The organism is Brevibacterium sp. CBA3109 (genome assembly GCF_040256645.1).
Classification (GTDB): Bacteria; Actinomycetota; Actinomycetes; order Actinomycetales; family Brevibacteriaceae; genus Brevibacterium; species Brevibacterium koreense.
Genome location: NZ_CP158281.1, coordinates 1,234,911 through 1,255,422, shown reverse-complemented (window position 1 = coordinate 1,255,422; position 20,512 = coordinate 1,234,911). Strand labels below are relative to the sequence as shown.

Genomic DNA, 20,512 nt, shown 5'->3' with positions numbered 1-20,512 from the left:
ACGTCAGTGTGACATTAGCAAACACGGCTATGCGTCCGGTGAGAGTTCCGAGCCTGCACCGCTGCGAATCGGAAAATGGGAAAGCAGAAGCCAGAGACCGCCGAGGTGGTCTCTGGCTTCTGCCAGCTGTTCAACCTGATCCGATCGTGTTCAGCCTGATCCGATCACGTCGCTCAGCCGAGTGAGATCTCGATCGGGTCGGAGAAGAGTCCGCCTTCGAATGTGAGTTTGTCCGGTGAGACATCGGCGGGGACGTCGAAGACGAGCACTCCCTTGGCTGTGTTGCCCGGGTTGATCTCTTCGGCGAAGAGGATGGAATCCTCTGCCGCATAGAGTCCGGCTTCCGAATCCGCGGAATAGGTGTTCCCGGATTCGTCGCCGAGCTTGATGTTGTCTTCCCAGAAGAAGTCCGGTGCTGAAGCCGTGTTCTTCACGGACAGGTCGACGACGACGAACTGTCCCTGAGCTTCTGTTCCCATGAACTCGTCACCGACAGAGGAGATACCGTCCTTGACGGAGTTGACGGTGACTTCCCAATCGTCGGCAGCCACCGCATCGCCGATGCCATAGCTGGCGGCAGCGTCCTCTGCAGCTGGCTCGCCTGCGGCTGGTTCTTCCTTCGCCTTGTCCCCGCCTGCTTCCTCATCCTCGGCGACGGCAGCGGATGATTCGGTGTTCTCTGTCGCATCGTCTCCCCCGCCGGAGATGGCACTGCCGATGACGACGACGACCAGAATGAGAACGATCCAGAACCACCAGCGCTTGAGCAGCGGCTTCTTCCGTTTCGGCGGCTTCTGTCCCGAATTGCCGGGACCATTCGCGCCTGGACCGTACCCACCGGGTCCTGCTGTGCCGGTGCCCGGATAGGCAGCACCTGGGTACCCCGACGCCTGCGGATCAGTCATCTGCGGGCCGGGCACGCGATAGGTGGGGCCTTGCGCATGGGTATCAGGCTGTGTTTGGGGCTGGGCACCGGGCTGTGTTTGAGGCTGGGCACCGGGTTGCACGTGAGGATCGTTATGAGTGGACATCATGCTCCTTTGAAGATGAGCGCCGCACTCCGCTGCGAGGCGGTTCGAAATGGCGGGCGCAAGGGAAATAGCGAGGTTCGCGTTGATACCCCTTCAGCATTTCGCCTCGGCGAAGAACGAACATCAACCGATCGGATCGACCTCGATCATCGATCGGCCAGGCGACGGTATCCTGATGGTTGACCTCTGGTGTCAGTCCGTGCGGTTACGATTCCTGTTGTGACAGGACATCCGCTTCCACCGCCGCATCATGGCTCCCCCGTCCCACCGAGGCCGGCCCAGCCACCAATGCCTGCTGCTCCCACAGCACCTCACACCACGTCCCAGAACCCCCGGCAGTCGGCTCCGGCGGCTGCCCGTGCAGATGGTCATGTGGCCTCACCTCCCCCTGTTGCCTCGCGTCCCCCTGTCGCCTCGCGTCCCGACCGCAAACGGCACCTCGGGCACGGAGTCCAGCTGGCGGTGAGCATCCTCGTCGGCGTTGCCGCCTATGTGACGGGCTTGGTCATTTCAGCGATGGCGCTGCAGGCGAACCCGTGGGCCTACGGCAGCAACGGTGAGCTCACGAACACGGGAATCGTCGTAGTCTTACTGCTGAGTCTCGTCTGGCTCAGCGTCTTCTTGCGTCGTCGGTGGCCTCTCGTCCCGTTCATCGTCGGTGCGCTCCTCGCGGCGGGCTGGGGCGATGGTCTTCTGCTCCTCATCGGCATGTTCCATGTCGTCGTTCGTGGGCCCCGAGTGCGGATGCTCGTCACCTCCGTCATCGGGTCGGCGCTCATCGCCGCCGGAGTGATACGCCACTGCCTCCTGCCGCCCGAGCTCAACCCATTCGGGATCATGATTGTGGGAGATCCAGCGGTGATCACCGACGCCGAGGCTTCTGCCCCGTCTACGGACTCTCTGCTGGCCATGAACCTGATGACGATCATCGTTGGTGTCGTTGGACTCGGCGTGAGCATCGGGTTCGGGCTGCTGCTGCGTCGGACTCGCAGAATGAGGGCAGTCGAGACGATCGCCCAGCGTGAGGCCGAACGCAGCGAATCGCTGACCTCGGAACTCGCTCGTCAGTCCGAGCGCAATCGCCTGGCCCGGGAGCTTCACGACACCCTCTCCCACCGCTTGTCCGTCATCTCCCTGCACTCCAGCGCCCTGGAAGTCGGAACCCAGGACGACGCCGAGGTGGCAACTGTCGCCTCCGCGCTGCGGCGAGAAGCACGTGCCTCGCTGGAAGATCTGCGCCACCTCGTCGGTGGTGTGCGTGAAGGAACCTTGAGTGAGCACAGCCAACTGGGACCGACATCGACCCCGCCGAGCCTGGCGTCCATGGATTCCATTCCGCAGCTCATCGCTTCGGTACAGGCAACCGGCACCCAGATTCGTCCGTCAATCATCTTGCAGGACGTTGAGAGTGCTCCCACGGTGCTTGACCGTGCGGTCTATCGCATTGTGCAGGAGTCGCTGACGAACGCGTTGAAGCACTCCCCGGACGCACCTGTGGATCTGAACCTGAGCGTTTCAGCGAATCAAGGAGCACGCATCGTCGTCTCGAACTCACTGCCGACGGCCACGACGAACCGAGATTCAGACTCAGTCTTGTCGACGAGCGGTTCGGGAGCCGGGCTTGAGGGGATTCGTGAGAGGGCGCACATGCTCTCGGGCACGGTCGATATCGGTCCTCGTGAGAGTTTTTTCGTCGTGGACGTGTCCTTCCCACCGTTCGAACGCCAGCCTCAGCGCTGAGGCTTCTCACCTGCCAGACGGCGTCCGTTCGTGGTAACTCTTCTCTGCCGATGCGGTGCCCGCACAGTTCCACCACTCCCGTGTCCTAGGCCTCCTGTAGTCTGTTTTCATGGCTCAGACTTCTCCCAGCATTCGTGTCCTCCTCGTCGACAATGACTCGATGGTGCTGACTGGTCTCAAGGCCATACTTCAGGTCGCTGACGACATTGACACGGTCGGAACCGCTGTCAATGGTGAAGGGGCGCTGGAGCAAGCCTCGCTGCATTTCCCGGACATCGTGCTCATGGATGTGCGGATGCCGGGAATCGGCGGCATCGAGGCGACACAACGGTTGACCAACAGTGTGCGACCGCCCAAGGTCATTGCTCTCACCAGTTTCGATTCTGATGACTATCTCTTCGGCGCTCTTGAAGCGGGCGCCAGTGGCTTCCTCCTCAAGGACATCGGTCCTGCGGAGCTCGCCGAGGCCATCAGGAAGGTTCACTCCGGCGAGTCGATTCTGGCACCACAGGCCACGTTGAGAATCATCAGAGCCATCACGTCCAAACAAGACAATCGGACCAAACGCGAAGCTGCCGAGCTCATCTCCACACTGACAGCGAAAGAACGTGAGATCGCCGTCCTCGTCGCACAGGGGTTGTCGAATCGGGAGATCGCCGAGGCAACCTATTCCAGCGAGGCCACCGTGAAGACTCATCTCAACCGAGTGAACGTCAAATTCGATGCCAGCAACCGAGTCCGCATCGCTGTCCTTGTCGAGAGGTCTGGCTTGACCGAGGGATCCAGCATCAGCTGAAGGTTACCGGCCCGCTCACGCCCGAAGATCACCACTGATATGTCCTCATGATGGTCTGGTCTGGTCTGGTCTGGTCTGGTCTGGTCCGGTCTGGCCTGGTCTGGTCCGGTCTGGTCTGGTCCGGTCTGGTCTGGTCTGGTCTGGTCTGGTCTGGTCTGGCCGGATCCGGTCTGCTCAGTAGCCTCGCGTCTGCACCTGGCTGGCACAGTTCTGCTGTGGTTCAGAACGGTGGCGGATCATTCGCGAGATCGTGTTCCCATTGAACGCGTGCGGATCGCCAGGCCTTGTTGATGAGAACGTACTCGATCTTCGAAGTCCGGTTATCGGCTGACTTCTTCGTTCTGTAGTAGGGATGGATTCTGCGACGACCCCGCGGTAGTCGTTTCATTGTCACAGGGTTCGGCCCCTGCGGCAGGCAGCGTTGGAATGCTGCGTTTTCCCAATCCAACATTCGATCGATCATCAGTTGTCGGCGCTTGACCCTCGCCAGGTCATAGCTCTCCTGCAGGCGCCGCTGCTGGTCAGCACGTTCCCATTCGCGCCGCCTCGCTTCGTCACGTTTTCGAATAGCTGTCTCACCTGGCATAAGTTCCAAAACGTACGGCGGTGGAGGAACTTTGTCCTTCGGAAACCGCCACTTTCTAGGACTGACCTCAGTGAGTGCGTAGAACTCGAGCGCTTGAGCGGCGTCGACGGGCTGATCGGGAGCCGCGACCGTGGCCGTCACACCATGAGAGAACTCGTATTCGACCAGACCAGACTTTGGCATACGCACTGAGTAATTTCGGGCAGTCTTCACCGCATGGTGCTTTTTGCACAAAGGATGCAAGTTACTGAATCGAGTCAGCCCGCCCTGGTCAGTGTGTCCATGGTCGAAGGGAATGATGTGGTCGATCTCTGACTTCTCTGCTGGTCGACTGCACCCCGGTACTGTGCAGATCGCCCATTTTGCAATCAGTGTTTTCCGAACATCGTTTGGAATCCGATAGGTGGTGGCCTTTGCGTCAATGGGCGTGCCAGTTGCCGGATCTGTCAGTATTCTTGTCAGCGTTTTCGAACGGGCCCCGATACGTCGTGCGGTCTCTGCTGGCACCGGCGAACCGTCCGCCAGAGTTCCCGGAAGTTCGGATTCGCCGGCCAGTGTCAGGAAGGGAACCGTGACCACGACGGCCGCTTGGTTTGATATCCACCACTGGTCGGTGGGCATGCCAACCGTGACATCATATTCGGCGATTTCTTCTTGCCGTGGCGAGCCGGGTGAAAAGGCCGTGCTGCTCGAGGCTGACCCTGCAGTACCTTTCGCACAGTCGGTTAGCCCGCTGACACCTTGATCATCGAAGTCGAACAGTGGATTCCCGTTGTCGTCAAGAAGCGAGAACTCGGAGGTGTTTTGGATTCCGGTCACCGGTTCGATCCGCTTGACCTTGATGTTCAACTTCGGCTGTGGGCGGGTTGCAATGTCAAACATGAGATTGCTGATGGTGCGCTCGTCGACGACTTCAACACCGGGCGCCAGATTGAAAGTGTTGGTCTGTCCTGCGTGAATCGCTCGCGCCATGGCTTGGATGCGCTGAAAACTGGCATGGACCTCAGCCGCCGGACCTGTCAGCGTCATGCACGCGGTTCCATCCTTGAACGTGTCGACATCTACTCGACGACGACGAGCGGCTGCCTCCGCCCGGTCTTCTGCCGGTTCGAGGAGTTGAATCTTCTTACGCAGTGCGGTTCGGAAGTACTCGCTCGTCACGTCGGCTCTTCTGACGGAGAGATGCTCGTCCAGTCGGGGCAGGAAACGCATGGCAACCGTTTGGCACAGGTCGGCGGCGGCATCAACGTGGGCCTGGGTGAATTCTCCGTCGCGGACGCGGTCGGCGAATAGTGGGAGACCGTGTATCACCGTCATCGCCGAGGTAAGGCGCCGGTATGTGCGGGGCGTGGAGGTTCCAAAAATTGCGGAGATCTCAACGAGGTCCTCGGTGAACACATTGTCGTGGATCCAACGTGAGAAGTCGGTTTCAGGGTCGAAGCCAGGGAAGTCCGGAGGTTCAACGGTTTCGGGTTCAGGTTCAACCTCCGGCGTACGAACGTTCTGCGCAAATTCGGCGTCATAGTGCATCACTGTCGTCGGTGTGTCGACGACGACTACGAGATCGGTGCAGGGCTGGTCGAAATCGAATTCGTCCAGCGGTCCCGAATTCCAAGCAATATCGCTGACGGTCACACGTTCCGCGGCCTCTCTGACCCGTTCCTCTCCTGAGGATTCTCGACATCGTTCGACTGAGCCGGCAATCGTGGCGAACGTGTACGGGTCGTCTCCATCAGGAACATCGGTTCCGTGGTGCTGGATGACCTGCTCGAGGATGACTCCAGCGCCGAGTTCGAATACCTTCAGCTGCGCTTGGTCGCACTCAGCAGATGCACTGCCGAGACGGGTGACACTGGATTCGTAGCGAACGCTGTACCGAGGCGACGCACTTTCATCTGCACTTGCGCCGGCGTCTTTGCCAGCGGAGCCGGGCTTTCCCGTTTCTTCGCGGCGTTGGTCGTTGTGGATTTCGGATGTGCTTTTCATCGTGTGTCACCTGCCTCGTACATCTTTGTCGGGAAGAGTGAGTAGAGCATTGACTGAATCAGATGTTATCTACAGTTTATATTATTCGAATGACATTTGTACATACTTGACTTCGATTTACTTGTGACTCTTTTCAAATGCCTTAGCTGCTCTCAGGTCCTTTCGTTATTCAATACTCTCAGGCGGCACTGACTCGAGTGCGTTGTCATGACACCCCACAACCCACGGCCCACATAAGGGTCAGTGCCCCGATAAAGGCACCCGGCCTCACCTCTGCCAAGAGCGACTCACTCACCGGCCATACCATCGCCTGCATTGCGAGATAGCGCTGTCAGCAAATGAGATTCTGCTGAAGTTGAAGGGCACGTGGTGTGCGGTTTCATCTACAAATCGTCCTCGGGCTGATGTTCGTCATCGGCACCTGGCGTGACATCAACATGGGCCTGCTGGGCTTCGTTGCGGCGGCAGGAGTCAGCGGGCTCGTCCTCCACCAGGCCCCAGAAGAGTTTCTCGCCGGCTTTCCCGTCGACCTGTTCCTTACACTTGTGGGTCTGACCTATCTGTTCGGCTTCGCCCAGAACAACGGAGTCATTGAGGTCATCGTCAGTTGGTGCGTCAGGCTCGTCGGCGGTCGAACAGCTCTCATGCCGTGGATCTTCTTCACGCTCACCGCGATCCTCATCTCGCTGGGTGCGCTCTTCGCCGTGGCCATCATCGCGCCGTTGGCATTGTCGTTCGCGCGTAAGCACCGGATCAACCAGTTCATGGTCGGCCTCCTCGTCGTCCACGGCGCATTGGCTGGAGCCTTCTCCCCCATCAGCGTCTACGGCATCTTCATCAACGACTACCTCGCTAAGAACGGTCTGACTCCGACCCCGGTGTCACTGTTCTTGGCACCGCTGATCTTCAACGTGGTCTTCGCTCTCGTCGTCTACTTCGCCCTCCATCGTCGACCTGGATTGCGCGCCGAGCCAGACGATGCCCTGTCCCGTGGAATCGAGAGCTCCGAGACCGGGAGTTCCGTAGCCGCTACAAACATCACCTGTACAAGCATCACCCGGTTGACCCGGAGCCAGGTGCCGACCCTGATCGGACTCATCGCTATGGCGCTGTCGGTGCTGATCTTCGGCTGGGACGTCGGCATCGTAACGATCACAATCGCGGTCGCTCTCACCTTCATCAGCCCGGCCGCGGGTAAGGCTGCGATGACCAAGGTCTCGTGGTCGGTCGTCATTCTCATCACCGGTGTCCTCACCTACATCTCCGTCCTCCAGGCCGCTGGCACCGTCAAATGGGTCTCGGCGGGGATTTCGGCGATCGGCGTTCCACTGCTGGCCGCCCTTCTGCTCTTCTACATGTCGGGGCTCATCTCTGCGCTGGCCTCATCGCTGGCGATCATCGGCGTCGTTATCGCCTTGGCCGTCCCCTTCCTCGAGTCAGGGGACGTGCATGTGGGCGGATTCGTCGCAGCATTGGCGATAGCGGCGACGATCGTCGACATCAGCCCGTTCTCAACCAACGGTGCGATGCTGCTGGCCAATGTGCACTCGACGATCCGTGACCGTTACTACAAGCAGATGATCGGCTACGCCGGCCTTATGTCCCTCATCGGTCCCGGACTGGCTTGGGTGGTCGCAGCGGTGCCGACCGTGCTGACGGTGTGAGGGTCGACCGTGCTGACGGTGTGAGGGTCGACCGTGCTGGCCGCATGCGGCCACCGACGAGTGGTGTGCTGTCGACTGAGACAAGAACTGAGACATGAACTGAGACATAGCCTCAGACCGATGAGCCGGGTGCGACAAATTGGCCGGGGCCAGTCCCCGACTCACAGGTGAGCTCGGCAGAGGAGACGACATGATCACGGACGCAGCGATACAGCGAATACTTGCGGCAGTCGACGCCGGGTTCGATAACCAGCTAGCCGCGACCGCTGAGCTGGTGAACTCGCCCTCCAGACGTGAACATGAAGAACCCGCACAGGATCTCATCGAGTCCCACCTGCAGAATCTCGACCTCGGCATCGACCGGTGGACCATCGACTCCCCCGAACTGAAGGCGCACCCTGGCTTCGGTCCTTCCACAGTCGACTACACGGGGATGACCAATATCGTCGGCACATACCAGCCCGCCCAAGACGACGGGAGGTCCCTGATCCTCAACGGCCACATCGATGTCGTGCCGCAGGGTCCGGAGGACAAATGGTCGCGCTCACCCTGGGACGCCGAGGTGCGCGATGGCTGGATGTACGGCCGCGGTGCCGGTGACATGAAGGCCGGGCTGATCGCCAATCTGTTCGCGTTCGACGCCATCCGCCAGGCTGGATTCGACCTCACCGGTCGTGTCCACCTTCAGTCCGTCGTCGAGGAAGAATGCACCGGAAACGGGTCCTTGGCCGCACTGCTGCGCGGATACACTGCAGACGCCGTCATCATCTCGGAGCCCGAGGAGGATGCCCTCGTGCGTGCCAATGTCGGCGTCTTGTGGTTCACAGCCCGCGTGACGGGCAACCTGACGCATTCACGGGAGATGGCCAATGGCTTCAACGCCATCGATGCTGCCTACGAGGTGATGCGCGCACTGCGCACCGTGGAAGAATCGTGGAACGAGAGGAAGGGAGAGCATCCCTATTTCGAGGATCTCGACTACCCCATCAACTTCAACTTCGGCGGAATCGAAGGCGGCGACTGGCCCTCCAGCGTCCCCGCATGGTGCGAACTCCAGGTCCGAGTCGCCACCTATCCCGGCACCAGTGCCGACGAAGCGTGGGAGGAGATTGTCGAGGCCCTCGCCGAGGTGGGGCGCGGCGGATCGGCGAGCCAGGGCTCGTCGTCGGCACCGTCATTCGAGATCGAGCTCACCCCGAATGGCTTCTACGCCGAAGGCTACGTCCTCGAACCGGGCAGCGATGCGGAGAGATTGCTCGAACGCACACACCGAGAGGCATTCGGTGCGCAGCTCACCAGTTTCACCACTCCGGGCTATCTGGATGGTCGGGTCTTCGTCAACTACGGCAACATGCCCACCCTGGTCTATGGTCCCGTCTCTGAGAATATCCATGCTTTCGACGGACGCGTGAACATCGAATCCGTGCGCAAGTGCACGAAGTCGATGGCGCTCTTCATCGCCGAGTGGTGTGGGATCGACGAAGGCTGAATCACCTCTGGCAGCTACGACTTCGCCGGTGCAGATACCGGTGCCGGTGCCGGTGCGCCTCGCAAGCTCGGTATCGTCACATCCGCCCGGTGGCCTGAAAATTCCCGTGCCAGGACAGGGCCTCCCCCAGCAGGTGCGGGGTGTGGCGTCCATGCGGGTTGGCCGCGATCGCCCGATCCAGATAGTCGCCGAGGCGGTCCCGATAGTCCGGGTGCGCGCAGTTGGCGATGATTGTGCGCGCTCGTGCCACCGGTGAGAGTCCGCGCAGATCGGCCAGTCCCTGTTCGGTGACGAGGATCTGGGTGTCGTGTTCGGTGTGGTCGATGTGGCTGGCGAAGGGCACGACCGAGGAGATCGCTCCGTCCTTGGCCAGAGAGTTCGAGACGAAGAAGTTGAGGTAGGCGTTGCGGGCGAAGTCACCGGATCCGCCGATGCCGTTGATGATCGACGAGCCCATGACGTGGGTGGAATTCACATTGCCGTAGATGTCTGCTTCGACCATCCCGTTGATCGCGATGACGCCGAGGCGGCGGATGGCTTCCGGATGGTTCGACATCTCCTGCGTGCGCAGCAGGATCCGTCCCTTGTAGGACTCGATGTTCTCGTTGAAGTCGGCGGCGCGCTCGGCAGACAGTGAGAAGGCGGTGGCCGAGACCGAGGCGAGTTTGCCGTTGTCGATGAGGTCGAGCATTCCGTCCTGAATGACCTCGGTGTAGGCGGTCAGTCCTTCGAATTCGCTCTCGGCCAGGTTGCCCATGACGGCGTTGGCGACGTTGCCGACGCCTGACTGCAGCGGCAGCAGTTCGGGCGGGAGTCGGTCGGCGCGGATCTCGTGGCGCAGGAAGTCGACGAGGTGGGAGGCAATGGCCGTCGAGTCCTCATCGGCGGGTTTGAACGGCAGGTTGCGATCGGGCGCGTTCGTCTCCACGATGGCAACGATCTTGGCCGGATCCACGCGCAGGTACGGGTCGCCGATGCGCTGCATGGGTTCGAGGAGTTGGATCGGCAGTCTCTCGGGTGGTCGACGGGTGCCGTAGTAGACGTCGTGGAAGCCTTCGTAGGCGCGCGGATGCCAGGAGTTGACCTCGAGGATGACCTTGTCGGCCAGGTCGAGCCAGGTCTTCGAGTTGCCGACCGAGCTGCCGGGGACCAGCAGACCGTTGGGCAGGATCGCAGCGACCTCGACGACGGCCACGTCGAGGTTGCCGTAGAAGCCGAACCACGCCTGCTGGGCGGAGTGGCTGAGGTGGGTGTCGACGTATTCGGTCGAGCCGTCGTTGATCGCCTTCCGCATCGCCGGATCGGATTGGAAGGGCAGACGTTTGCTCACGGCGTCCGCCTCGGCGAGGGCACCGTCGAGCTCCGGGGCCGTCGAGGCTCCGGTCCAGAGTTCGATGGCGAAGTCACGACCGTCTTCGTGCTCAGTCCGAGCTTGGGAGGCAAGCGCACCAGGCACGGCCTTCGGGTAACCGGAGCCGGTGAATCCGCTCATGGCGACGCGATCGCCGTGGCTGATATGGACAGCCGCCTGTTCAGCGGTGACGACCTTCGAGCTCAGGTCCGAGCATGTGATCCTAGACATCACTTGCAGTTTATAGGACGCATGATGGACCACCTACACAGCCCTCGCCGAGCGCACAAAGCCCAGCACAACGCCCCTCAGACCTATCGCCCCAGCCCGGCCAGGAACTCCCCCGCTCCCAGCGCAACCTTCGTCTCCGCCTCGACCCCAACGGCGAGCATGTCCTCGTCGACGTCGAAGCGCTCGGTGTGGTGGCCCCAGGAGGTGGCCATGCCGATCTGGACGTAGGTCGCCAGCCCCCCGCACTCCTTGACCCGCTTCATCATCGCCGTCGCGTCCTCGGATCCGCCGATACCACTCGTGTCGCTGATCGTCGAGACTCCCTGTACCCCCGAGAAGCTGTCCCGGATGTATGGCAGGAGTTCGGGGCTCGGGTCCTCCCTGTCTGCTCTGCCCTCGACCGTGAGCTCATGATCGAGGTCGTACATGCGTGCTGCCCCGGCGACGATGTCCTGGGCCCGGGCAAACATGAAGTCGTTGATCTCGCTGTTCAAGCCCCGCGTCTCGACCCTGATCGTGGCGGTACGCGGCACGACGTTGCGTCCTTCGCCGGCCTGGAATGTGCCCACGTTGATGCGGCTCGCACCTTCGGAATGCCGTGGGATCGCGTGCAGGTTCAGTGCCGCCGATGCGGCCGCCAGCAGCGCGTTCTTCCCCTTCTCCGGGTCCCCGCCAGCGTGCGAACCGAGCCCGGTGAACGTGACGTCGAACTTCGTGCTCGCGAGGTATCCGTCGGCGCCGGTGACGATCGCGCCTCTCTCGCCGTCGGCCATCAGGTGTGTGGCGACGAACAGGTCCACATCATCGAACCATCCCGCGGCAACGATCGAGTGTGCCCCGCGCACCCCCTCCTCGGCGGGTTGGAAGATGATCTTCACGGTGCCGGTCAGCTCGTCCCGGCGCTCTGCCAAGGTCGTGGCCAACCCGAGGCCGATCGCTGCGTGACCATCGTGGCCGCACCCATGCATGGCGCCAGCGTTGATCGAGGCGAACCCCTCGGCGAAGGGCCGGTGCGAAGCCTCGGAGCACTCGACCAGGTCGTTCGAGTCGATGTCGAAGCGAAAGCACACGACCGGTCCGGGCCGCCCGGACTCCAGCACGCCGAGGACACCGGTGAACCCGTCCCCCATCGCCTCGACGAGACCAGGATCCGCACCCTGGTCAACGGCGCGTTTCCGCTCGGCGGCGAGCACCTCGGCGCTGGGCACCCCCAACCGGGATCCTGCGGCATGGAGCTTCGGTCCGTACACCGTGTCCCACCCCAGGTCACGAAGGACGGAGATAATCGCCGAGGTGGTCCGGAACTCCGTCCATCCTGTTTCGGCGAACGTGTGGAAGTCTCGTCTCCAGGTCTTGAGCTGGTCGCTGATCTGGGGTGTCACAGTCACGTGGGCGGCCTCGATTCGATCGGCAGAAGGATGTCTTCGCATCCTATTCCTTCACACCAACGTGGATCGCTGGTATCGCCGTTGAAATCTGCGGGGCAGATGGCTGTCTGATAGAACGGATGCATGCGCACTCCCCGACCAGCATCTGGACTCCGTCTCCTCACTCCATTGTCCTTGCTCACTGCTGCGATCGTGATCTCCTTTGCCTTCCAGCCGCAGTGGTCGACGATTCCTCTCATGCTCGTCCTCGTCGGCATCGGTGGCGGACGGAGTCTCTTCCGTGAGGAGAACTGGCAGCCCGCCGATGACATCACGACGCTTCGCCTCGGGCTCTTCTTGATCTTCACCGCCCTCGTCCTCGACTCGGTGGGCTTCTCGTGGCCCGCCATTGCGGTAGGCGCAGCGGCACTCATCCTCGACGCAGGCGATGGGTATGTGGCACGCCGGACCACACCCACATCGGCAGGGGCGGGCTTCGACGAATCCGTCGATGCACTCATCGTCCTCATCCTCTCCGTCGCGCTCATCCCGGTCTGGGGATGGTGGGTGATTCTGCCGGGCATCTTCTACTACCTCTTCCGCGCAGCACTCTTTCTGCGACCTGCTTGGAGACAGCAGCTGCCGCCGTCTCTCCGGCGCAAGACGATCGCGGCGAGCCAAGGCATTCTCCTGCTCGCTGCCGGGTCCCCCGTGGCGCTGGCGAATCCGTGGTTCGGCTTCACGTGCGCCGTGATCGCCCTCGTCTCCCTTGTCTATTCCTTCGGACGAGACCTCCTCTGGCTCGAGCAGCACGCCGGAATTCCGACACCGGCACATGCCCATTGACCTCGAGAAGGACCCCAGCCTTCCTCGCACAGACCCGCCTGACCGTACACTTGGATAATGACCGCCTGGCAACGAAGCACGGACCCGATCGGACTGAGCAGTGGACCGCCGAGCAGGCTGCCCACCGCCCATGGAGTCTTCACGCTTCGCTCGTTCACCTTTGATGGGATGACCCACGCGGTGATGTCGCTCGGCAACCCGGCGATGGTCGATGCTCCCTTCGTGCGAGTCCACAGCGAATGCCTCACCGGCGACGCTCTGGGCTCACATCGCTGCGACTGCGGAGACCAGTTGTCGGCCGCTCTGGCGGCCATCGCCGACGCCGGTGACGGCCTCCTCATCTATCTGCGCGGGCACGAAGGTCGCGGCATCGGGCTGGAGAACAAACTGCGCGCCTATGCCCTCCAGGATGATGGCCTCGACACCGTCGCCGCCAACCGTGCACTCGACCTGCCCGACGATGCCCGGGACTACACTGCCGCAGCGGCGATCCTCCAGGAACTCGACTGCCCGCAGATCACCCTGCTGTCCTCGAATCCGAGCAAGATCACCGCGCTCGAGGACCTGGGAATCACGGTGACCGATCGTCGTGGCCTCCAGGTGCCCGACAGGCCGGAGAACTCCGCCTATCTTGAGACCAAACGTCGGTTCATGAACCACATCGTCCCTCCCGATCACCCGCACGCCGGCTCAACCGATCACCCGCACGCCGGCTCAGCGGAGACGAGTACTGACAACGCTCTCGAGGTCTACGACACGATCGCCGACGGTGATGAAGTCGTTGCGCAATTGGCGCAGAGTGAGGACGGTTTCATCGCGACATCCGATGGTGACGCCCAATTCGTCTCCGGGCAGATCGACCGTGCACACCTCCATCGGATCCGGGCCTCCGTCGGTGCCGTTCTGGTCGGATGCGGCACGGTCATCGCCGATGATCCCCAGCTGACCGTGCGCGCCGTGCCCGGGAAGAATCCTGTCCGCGTCGTCCTCGACCCGCATGGTCGGGTCCCGGCCACAGCAACCGTCCTCACCTCGCCGGAGGCACCGACGCTGTGGCTCATCGGCGCCGAGGTTGCCCCCGGTTCGGACGTCGGCGACCACGTCCGTATGGTTCGGCTCCCTGTGGCTGAGGATGACGAGATCTCTCCAGCACTCATCGTCTCGCTCATCCGTGAGCATGTCGCCGGGTCGATCCTCGTTGAGGGCGGCGGACGGACCGTGTCGTCGTTCCTTGCCGCCGGCGTGCTCGACCGACTGTTCCTCACCTCGGCACCTGTGTTCATCGGCAATGGAATCCCGGGGATCCGCTTCGAGGGAACTCCGGTCATGGCGCAGGCGCTGCGTCGGCCATTCCGGCGCTACCAGTTCGGGGAGGATATGTGCACTGAATACCTGCTCAGCGAGCTGGCGAACGGTGCCTCAGCGCAGGACTCTCACCGCTGTCGTGGCGGCGGCCCCACAGCCTAGCAACAAGGGTGATCGCGCCTGGCAGAGTTGAGATCACAGCCAGGAGGCCGTAGCCGGTCGATGAGGTGACCGCCCATTCGACGGAGCTTGCGAGGCTGCCGGCCAGAATGCTCACGCTGATTTCGCGCACTCCCCAGCCACCGACTCCCAGGGGAATGCTCATCGCTGCGAGGCCGACGACGGCGAGCGCCGGAATGACCGGGCCACTGAGCGCGAGCATCGCGATGAGGTAGAGCCCAAGGAACGATCCGATGGTCACCGCTGCCGTCAGCCACACGAGCCCTATCGTCGACGCGCTCATCCCCTGCATGCCCAGGATGGAGAGGACTCCGGTCATTGCGGCGACCGCTGCGGCAATCCACGCGAAGTGTGGGGCCACCGGGATGAGAGTGAACGTGGCCGTGGCGAAGAGCAGGGTGGTGGCACTGAGCCGTTCGGCACCGACGATGCTGAGCGGGGACAACCACCGACGCTCGCCGGTATCGCGATAGGCGGCGACGCGCGCCAGGTCTCCGCCCAACCCGCCAGGCATGATCATGTTGAGCAGACTGGCCGAATAGCAGTCGGCGAGGGCTCGGCGTCGAGTCACATGTGTTCCGGACTGCTTGAGCAGCAGGGAGAATCGCATGGACTGTGCCACCGTGGCGAGAAGGCCGAGACCCAGCGATGCGAGAACCGTCAAAGGGGTGACCACGCGTCCGCCGTCGAGCAGGGCCTGGACTCCGACGATGCGCACGGTGAGAGCAAGCAGGATGACGGTGATGAGCAGCATGAGTACCCGCCGCACCCACATCGAGCTCATCGTTGTCATTGCTTCGGCTCGCCGGACGTCTGAGCATGCTGGTCGGCAGTTCGGCCACGGTTGCCTGCAGCGTCGATGAGCAGATCAGTGTGGTCGACGACGACGCTGAGCCCAGCAGCCTGACCGTCCGGCCGACCTGCCTGACTGTCCGACCGCGACTCGATCTGCTTCAGCCGTTCCTGCAGCCACGTTCGACCCACCTCTCGCAGACCGGGGTCTTCCTCAATGGCGGCATCGACGCGTTCGGTGAGGAATCGCGTGAGGAAGTCCGAGTCTCGTGGTGCTTCGAGATGCCAGGGACTGGCGGAGGTTTCCACTCGTGCACCGGTACCGCCTGCCTCGGCCTCCAGCGCCGGCGCTGACTGTGTGCCAAGCCGTGATTCGCGTCGCTGGTGGCGAGCGAACGCCTCGTCGATGACGCTGTCGTCTGGATGGGGCGGGCTGAGATGCCACTGACCCGAGATGCTGAGCAGGAAGATTCCGATTCCGGAGAAGCGCTGCAGAGTGTCGACGATGGCCGCCATGTCATCACGAGTGAGCACATCGAGCAGAGCGCTGCCGGTGATGAGGAGATCGCATGGATGCGGCGACACAGTGGGTGCCTTCAAAAACACCTCAGCCAGCGCCTCGGCTGCGATGTCCGGCAGGGAGGAGATCGGGGCCGCCACAGTGCGCACGGGGATGTCGAATCTGTCAGCAGCGATCTCGAGTGCGGCTTCATCGGCATCGACGAGAACCCACTGCACACGACGTCCGCACAGCCGCTGGGTGAGATGGGCATCGAACCACCGCATGGAGTTACCGGTCCCTGCTCCGATGTCGATGGCTATGAGCGGTCGTTCTGTGCCGGCTGTGAGCGAGCGGTTCGACAGCGCACTGGCCGCCTCGTCGAGGAGCGGGAACGCATACTCTCTGGCGGCATCGTCAACGGGCACCCTCAGGTCCAGCCACCCCGGCTCGGCTGCAGTCATAACACTCGCTCCACACCATCCAGGACGGCAAGCACGGTGCGCGCCGTGTCAGCCCACTCGTGCATCGCAGACTCACGGGCGGCAAGAGCTTTTGCAGCGAGCTCGGCTCGGTCAGCCTCGTCGCCCAACCACCGTTCCAGCGAGTCTGCCCACGTTGAGACGTCGAGTGCCAGGCCACGACCGGCGCCAAGTGCTTCTTCTGCCCCGGTGCCCGCGGTGACGAACGAGGGAATAGCCGCGGCCGCGGCTTCTCGCACGACCATTCCGAAGCTCTCTGCCTTCGAAGGCAGGAGAAGCAGGTCCGCGTGGCGGTAGAGGTCGTCGACAGCGTCCTTGTCGAGCTCGCCCACACGCTCGACGGATGCCAGGCCCTCCAGCGCATCATCAACGTCCTGTGCGTAAACGGTGTCGGTGATGGGGCCGGCCAAGGTGCAGCGCCAGCCGGTGACACCCCGCCGTCGCAGTTCCTGGAGCACGCAGCTGAGAAACAGCTGGTTCTTGTTGTCCTCCATCGCACCAAGGCAGATGAAGTGAGCCGTACGCTGGCCACTGGAGTCACCGCTGCCTGCTGCTCCGACTGCGGACAGAGATATTGACAGAGATGGAGATGGAGACAGGTCGGGCTGGGTCAGGGGACGTCTGTGCGTTCCGGGCTGGGCCACCTCGGCGGTGATGCCATATCTCCGGGTCACCTCAGCGGCGGCGAAGGCACTCGGAGTCACCACTGCGGATGCGGCTCGCAGGTGCTGGCCTTCACGGTGCTCGGACGCGGGTGTCTGTGCAAGCGAATGCTGGAGCATCACGATCGGGCCCGGCAGTGACGTGGACAGACTGCACCCGATGAGCCCGTCGATGAGAACCGGGCGGCTCTGCGCATTCGGCTCATCGTTTGAACCCGATTGGCACTCGGCAACCAGCTGGCGCAGCCTGCGCACGTCGTCGTCCGAGGGTTCGGGCCAGGCGCCGGGAGCGACGATGCGTTCGAGTCTGCCTCCTGATGCGGCACAGAGCTCGGCGTTGAAGCGCAGTCCCCCGCTGATGCGCCCGAGGTCGGGTTCGATGAGGGTGAAGTTCACGGCCGATTCACAACAGTGTAGGACACCGCGGCTCGAGGGTTCTCGCGAAGGTGGACCGAGATCCCGATGTCGGGACGATCAGCGAGGGAAACGGACAGACTGGTGCCGATGTGCTCGGCGATCGCTTCGCTCGTCGAGAAGCGTCCGGCGAAATCGGGATGCTCATCGAGGTTGGCATACCGCAGCGGTGTCAGAGCATCGTCGAGCATCTGCAGAGCCTGCCCGATGTCGAGGACGACCGAATGCTCGTCGAGCTGGTCTCGCGTGAACGTGGCTTCGACGGCGAGTGTGGCACCGTGGAGAGCCTGAGCAGGCCCGAAGAATTCGTCTGGCAGGCTGTGAGCGATCATGACGTGATCGTTGACGCTGAGGCTGAACATTCAGGCACCTTCTTCATAGTCGAACACATGACACAGCGTCTCTGCCGCTGTCGTGGTGTCGCTGCTGAGTTCGTCCATCAGCTGCGGCAGGTCCTGCCACCGGGACGTCCCGGTGATGAGGGCGTCGAACCGGTCATCGTGGAGTGCGGAGAGTGCGGCGCGCAGTCGCTGACTTCGAGTCCTCCGCGCGCGGTGTCCGGCGGGGACCTGGCCCACTTGGCTGGCGACGATCGACAGGCGCCTGGCGTGGAAGTCGGCACCGAGGGCCACGGTGGGGCTCGTCTCGCCGTACCACGAGGCTTCGACGACGGTCCCGTCATCGCCGGTGATCTCGAGGGCCCGCGCCAACCCGCTTTCGTTCCCCGAGGTGTGGATGACGATGTCACAGTCGTCGCCTGCATCCTCAGGGGCGAGTGCGGTCAGGCCCAAACCGGTGAGTAGGGCACGCCGTTCGGGGTTCGTGTCGATGATTTCGAGGCGCTCGAGGCGAAGGTGCGACGCCAGCAGCGCGGTGGCGGTTCCGATCATGCCCGCACCGATGATCGCCACCCTGTCACCGTAGCGCGGCGGGGACTGCCAAAGAATGTTGAGCCCGGTTTCCGCGGCGCCGGCCAGCAGGGCCCGATGGTCAGAGATTGCCTCAGGGATCGGTTCGACGTCGTCGGGGGTGACCAGATGGTGACTGTGGTGGGGCAGCAGTCCGAAGACATGGGTCCCGAGCCACTCGGCCGGTCCTTCATCGACAACACCGACAGCGAGATATCCGTAGGAGACAGGAAAGGGAAAGTCACCCAATTGGTGCGGTGCGCGCATGAGTTCGGCGATCCGCGTCGGCACTCGACCGGTGTGAACGAGGGCTTCGGTGCCCTTCGATACCGCCGAGGCGGTCGTGCGGATCCGCATCATTCGTTCTGCGCCGGCTCCTGCGTGAGGGGTCGTCACCTGCCTCCAACATCCCTGTCGGTGGGCCTCGGTCCAGTACTGCCAAGCCATACGTGCATTCTAACAGCGCAGGTGAGTTCGGGTAGCGGGCAGCATTCGACTGCTGCGTCGGCCGCTCATACCCCACCTGGTTGAGGGCAAGCCCCGCCGCATCAGCGACGGGGCTTGCCCACGATCGTCATTCTTGTGACGAAGCTCAGGCATGCACGCGCTTGGGCCGGTCGAAGGCGAGTGCAGCCAGGGCAAGTGCACCGACGAGCAGTCCGAAGTCGCGCAGGGCGATGTCGAAGTACGTTCCCATCGAGACGAGGTCGATGATGATGCCGGCCAGCCAGGCGACGACGAGCAGCGATCCGAACTTCGGTGCGATGGCCACGGCGAGTCCGGCGATGATCTCGATGATGCCGATGGCAAACATTGCCTGATGGGCCGTACCGGGCAGGATTCCGTCGATCCACGGTGCAAGATAGTGATCCCAATCGGTCAGCAGTCCGAAGAACTTGTCGAGGCCGAAGAGGATCGGGGCCACGGTGAAGACCGTGCGCAGCAGGAAGAAGGCTCGGTCCGAGCCGAGGTGTGATCTCAGAGCAGTCGAGCCGGTGCCCATCGGGGCAGGTGCGGCTGCGGGAGTAGCGAGATTGTGTGACATGATCGCGTCCTTTCAGGATCGAGATCGCCTGATGGCGTTCTTTGCCCTGTTCGTGTCGTACTCTCGAGACGTTCTTACCCTGTTCCGAAAAAAAGAATCTCCTCGTCATTCCCGGTAAGACCGACCGCACCGGCTGACACTCACGAAGTATGACCGTTTCAGCACAGCGGAGGATGACCTCTCTCTCGGCACGTCTGTCCTCAGCTCTGCCCTTCTCAACCCGACATGGTGGTGGCAAAATGACGATCGTGGGTGATCTCCCCGTCTCCGTCGGTGACGAAATGCGCGAGGACAACTGGCACCACCACCTCGGCGCCGGTGGTTCTGTCGGACTCGACGCTCAGCGACAACTGCACGAACTGCTGCTCAAGGCCACGCGCTTACAGGTGTGGCGCCTGCGCCACCAACTGCCGGGGGCGGGAACGACCGACCTCGACGATCTGGCTCAGCAGGCCGCCGACGATGCGCACCTGGCGGTGCTGCGCAAGATCGGCACGTTCGAGGGGCGCAGCAGGTTCAGCACCTGGGTGTACAAGTTCGGAATCCTGCACGCCGGCGTCGCAATCCGGCGGCAGGCGTGGCGACACCATGAGGTCACACTGTCAGAGACCCTGCCGCTCATCGATGGGCAGCACTCGCCGGCCAGCATCGCCGAAGGCGGTGACCTGCGGCAGGCGGTTCAGGAGGCGATCGCCTCGACACTGACGTCACATCAGCGGCAGGTCGTCACCGCGTTGCTCATCGATGACGTTCCCATCGACGTTCTGGCCGAGCGGATGGGCACCACCCGAAACGCGCTGTACAAGAATGTCCATGATGCGAGGAAGCGACTGCGCGAGGCACTCATCGCCTCCGGCCATCTCGACGCACGATCCGGAGGGACACCATCATGACCGACCCCACCAATCAGCCGCTGTCGCCGGACATGATCGACAAGCTGCTCAAGGACACGGACCCGTATCTGTCCTGCGACGACTGCTTCGCCCGCATCGACGAGTACATCGAGCACAGACTCGCCGATCCGACGTATCAGGACGAACTCATGGACGTGCACCTGTCCGGATGCGAGGTGTGCGCCGAGGAGGCACGGACCCTGACTGCGCTGCTGTCCTGACCGCGCTGCTGTCCTGACCGCGCT

The 20,512-nt window shown here is 62.6% G+C and carries 18 protein-coding genes; 8 read left to right on the top strand and 10 right to left on the bottom strand.

What is annotated here, in order from left to right; all coding sequences use genetic code 11:
* Window positions 1–173: 173 nt before the first annotated feature.
* Complete coding sequence (locus AAFP32_RS05800) at window positions 174–1,031, bottom strand: DUF4352 domain-containing protein (RefSeq protein WP_350271008.1); 858 nt, start codon at window positions 1,029–1,031, stop codon at window positions 174–176.
* A gap of 372 nt (window positions 1,032–1,403) precedes the next feature.
* Here AAFP32_RS05800 and AAFP32_RS05795 point away from each other — a divergent pair, with 372 nt between their 5' ends.
* Together AAFP32_RS05795 and AAFP32_RS05790 are read left to right on the top strand one after the other, a co-directional pair.
* Window positions 1,404–2,771, top strand: a complete 1,368-nt coding sequence (locus tag AAFP32_RS05795; protein ID WP_350271007.1) for a sensor histidine kinase — start codon at window positions 1,404–1,406, stop codon at window positions 2,769–2,771.
* A gap of 109 nt (window positions 2,772–2,880) precedes the next feature.
* A complete protein-coding gene (locus AAFP32_RS05790) occupies window positions 2,881–3,567 on the top strand; it encodes a response regulator transcription factor (protein WP_350271006.1) in 687 nt (228 codons plus the stop codon).
* 220 nt (window positions 3,568–3,787) lie between these two features.
* On the opposite strand, the gene AAFP32_RS05785 is transcribed toward AAFP32_RS05790, so the two are convergent.
* Window positions 3,788–5,683 (bottom strand): HNH endonuclease signature motif containing protein, encoded by a 1,896-nt coding sequence (locus AAFP32_RS05785; RefSeq protein ID WP_350271456.1) that lies wholly within the window; start codon window positions 5,681–5,683, stop codon window positions 3,788–3,790.
* An 827-nt stretch (window positions 5,684–6,510) separates the two neighbouring features.
* Between AAFP32_RS05785 and AAFP32_RS05780 the strand changes: the two genes are divergently transcribed.
* Together AAFP32_RS05780 and AAFP32_RS05775 are read left to right on the top strand one after the other, a co-directional pair.
* On the top strand, window positions 6,511–7,803 hold the full coding sequence (locus AAFP32_RS05780; RefSeq protein ID WP_350271005.1) for an SLC13 family permease: 1,293 nt from the start codon (window positions 6,511–6,513) through the stop codon (window positions 7,801–7,803).
* Between the two features lie 190 nt (window positions 7,804–7,993).
* Window positions 7,994–9,292, top strand: a complete 1,299-nt coding sequence (locus tag AAFP32_RS05775) for an ArgE/DapE family deacylase (protein ID WP_350271004.1) — start codon at window positions 7,994–7,996, stop codon at window positions 9,290–9,292.
* Window positions 9,293–9,368: 76 nt separating this feature from the next.
* Here the strand turns inward: AAFP32_RS05775 and AAFP32_RS05770 are convergent, their stop codons facing one another.
* Together AAFP32_RS05770 and AAFP32_RS05765 are read right to left on the bottom strand one after the other, a co-directional pair.
* Window positions 9,369–10,874, bottom strand: coding sequence for an acetyl-CoA hydrolase/transferase family protein (locus tag AAFP32_RS05770; protein WP_350271003.1), 1,506 nt, complete (start codon window positions 10,872–10,874; stop codon window positions 9,369–9,371).
* Window positions 10,875–10,957: 83 nt separating this feature from the next.
* A complete protein-coding gene (locus tag AAFP32_RS05765; protein ID WP_350271002.1) occupies window positions 10,958–12,304 on the bottom strand; it encodes an amidohydrolase in 1,347 nt (448 codons plus the stop codon).
* Between the two features lie 81 nt (window positions 12,305–12,385).
* Between AAFP32_RS05765 and AAFP32_RS05760 the strand changes: the two genes are divergently transcribed.
* Together AAFP32_RS05760 and ribA are read left to right on the top strand one after the other, a co-directional pair.
* Entirely contained in the window at window positions 12,386–13,087 is a 702-nt protein-coding gene (locus AAFP32_RS05760) for a CDP-alcohol phosphatidyltransferase family protein (RefSeq protein WP_350271001.1), read from the top strand.
* Between the two features lie 57 nt (window positions 13,088–13,144).
* Window positions 13,145–14,554: a GTP cyclohydrolase II RibA gene (ribA, locus tag AAFP32_RS05755; protein WP_350271000.1), complete on the top strand. Its 1,410-nt coding sequence runs from the start codon at window positions 13,145–13,147 to the stop codon at window positions 14,552–14,554.
* Here ribA and AAFP32_RS05750 read toward each other — a convergent pair.
* The 6 genes from AAFP32_RS05750 to AAFP32_RS05725 all read right to left on the bottom strand — a co-directional run bounded on the left by AAFP32_RS05750 (window position 14,484) and on the right by AAFP32_RS05725 (window position 19,374).
* Window positions 14,484–15,356 (bottom strand): lysylphosphatidylglycerol synthase domain-containing protein, encoded by an 873-nt coding sequence (locus AAFP32_RS05750; protein ID WP_350270999.1) that lies wholly within the window; start codon window positions 15,354–15,356, stop codon window positions 14,484–14,486. The genes ribA and AAFP32_RS05750 overlap by 71 nt on opposite strands.
* 5 nt (window positions 15,357–15,361) lie before the next feature.
* The gene (locus tag AAFP32_RS05745; protein ID WP_350270998.1) at window positions 15,362–16,327 is read right to left on the bottom strand and encodes a class I SAM-dependent methyltransferase; all 966 of its coding nucleotides are present in this window, start codon (window positions 16,325–16,327) and stop codon (window positions 15,362–15,364) included.
* The gene (locus AAFP32_RS05740; RefSeq protein ID WP_350270997.1) at window positions 16,324–17,403 is read right to left on the bottom strand and encodes a glycosyltransferase; all 1,080 of its coding nucleotides are present in this window, start codon (window positions 17,401–17,403) and stop codon (window positions 16,324–16,326) included. The genes AAFP32_RS05745 and AAFP32_RS05740 overlap by 4 nt, the downstream gene beginning before the upstream one ends.
* Window positions 17,400–17,783, bottom strand: a complete 384-nt coding sequence (locus AAFP32_RS05735) for a 6-carboxytetrahydropterin synthase (protein ID WP_350270996.1) — start codon at window positions 17,781–17,783, stop codon at window positions 17,400–17,402. Before AAFP32_RS05735 ends, AAFP32_RS05740 begins: the two co-directional genes overlap by 4 nt.
* The gene (locus AAFP32_RS05730; RefSeq protein ID WP_350270995.1) at window positions 17,784–18,776 is read right to left on the bottom strand and encodes a zinc-binding alcohol dehydrogenase; all 993 of its coding nucleotides are present in this window, start codon (window positions 18,774–18,776) and stop codon (window positions 17,784–17,786) included.
* A gap of 145 nt (window positions 18,777–18,921) precedes the next feature.
* Window positions 18,922–19,374: a hypothetical protein gene (locus tag AAFP32_RS05725; RefSeq protein WP_350270994.1), complete on the bottom strand. Its 453-nt coding sequence runs from the start codon at window positions 19,372–19,374 to the stop codon at window positions 18,922–18,924.
* Between the two features lie 239 nt (window positions 19,375–19,613).
* Here AAFP32_RS05725 and AAFP32_RS05720 point away from each other — a divergent pair, with 239 nt between their 5' ends.
* Window positions 19,614–20,267 (top strand): sigma-70 family RNA polymerase sigma factor, encoded by a 654-nt coding sequence (locus AAFP32_RS05720; protein ID WP_350270993.1) that lies wholly within the window; start codon window positions 19,614–19,616, stop codon window positions 20,265–20,267.
* Window positions 20,264–20,488 carry a hypothetical protein gene (locus AAFP32_RS05715; RefSeq protein WP_350270992.1) on the top strand — a complete coding sequence of 75 codons (225 nt, stop codon included), beginning with the start codon at window positions 20,264–20,266 and terminating at the stop codon, window positions 20,486–20,488. Before AAFP32_RS05720 ends, AAFP32_RS05715 begins: the two co-directional genes overlap by 4 nt.
* The last annotated feature ends 24 nt before the right edge of the window (window positions 20,489–20,512 follow it).

Coding starts and splice junctions, on each gene's coding strand:
- AAFP32_RS05800 (WP_350271008.1), bottom strand. CDS start 1,031: ATGTCCACTCATAACGATCCTCACGTGCAACCCGGTGCCCAGCCTCAA.
- AAFP32_RS05790 (WP_350271006.1), top strand. CDS start 2,881: ATGGCTCAGACTTCTCCCAGCATTCGTGTCCTCCTCGTCGACAATGAC.
- AAFP32_RS05785 (WP_350271456.1), bottom strand. CDS start 5,683: ATGCACTATGACGCCGAATTTGCGCAGAACGTTCGTACGCCGGAGGTT.
- AAFP32_RS05775 (WP_350271004.1), top strand. CDS start 7,994: ATGATCACGGACGCAGCGATACAGCGAATACTTGCGGCAGTCGACGCC.
- AAFP32_RS05770 (WP_350271003.1), bottom strand. CDS start 10,874: ATGTCTAGGATCACATGCTCGGACCTGAGCTCGAAGGTCGTCACCGCT.
- AAFP32_RS05765 (WP_350271002.1), bottom strand. CDS start 12,304: ATGCGAAGACATCCTTCTGCCGATCGAATCGAGGCCGCCCACGTGACT.
- AAFP32_RS05760 (WP_350271001.1), top strand. CDS start 12,386: ATGCGCACTCCCCGACCAGCATCTGGACTCCGTCTCCTCACTCCATTG.
- ribA (WP_350271000.1), top strand. CDS start 13,145: ATGACCGCCTGGCAACGAAGCACGGACCCGATCGGACTGAGCAGTGGA.
- AAFP32_RS05750 (WP_350270999.1), bottom strand. CDS start 15,356: ATGAGCTCGATGTGGGTGCGGCGGGTACTCATGCTGCTCATCACCGTC.
- AAFP32_RS05745 (WP_350270998.1), bottom strand. CDS start 16,327: ATGACTGCAGCCGAGCCGGGGTGGCTGGACCTGAGGGTGCCCGTTGAC.
- AAFP32_RS05735 (WP_350270996.1), bottom strand. CDS start 17,783: ATGTTCAGCCTCAGCGTCAACGATCACGTCATGATCGCTCACAGCCTG.
- AAFP32_RS05730 (WP_350270995.1), bottom strand. CDS start 18,776: ATGGCTTGGCAGTACTGGACCGAGGCCCACCGACAGGGATGTTGGAGG.
- AAFP32_RS05725 (WP_350270994.1), bottom strand. CDS start 19,374: ATGTCACACAATCTCGCTACTCCCGCAGCCGCACCTGCCCCGATGGGC.
- AAFP32_RS05720 (WP_350270993.1), top strand. CDS start 19,614: ATGACGATCGTGGGTGATCTCCCCGTCTCCGTCGGTGACGAAATGCGC.
- AAFP32_RS05715 (WP_350270992.1), top strand. CDS start 20,264: ATGACCGACCCCACCAATCAGCCGCTGTCGCCGGACATGATCGACAAG.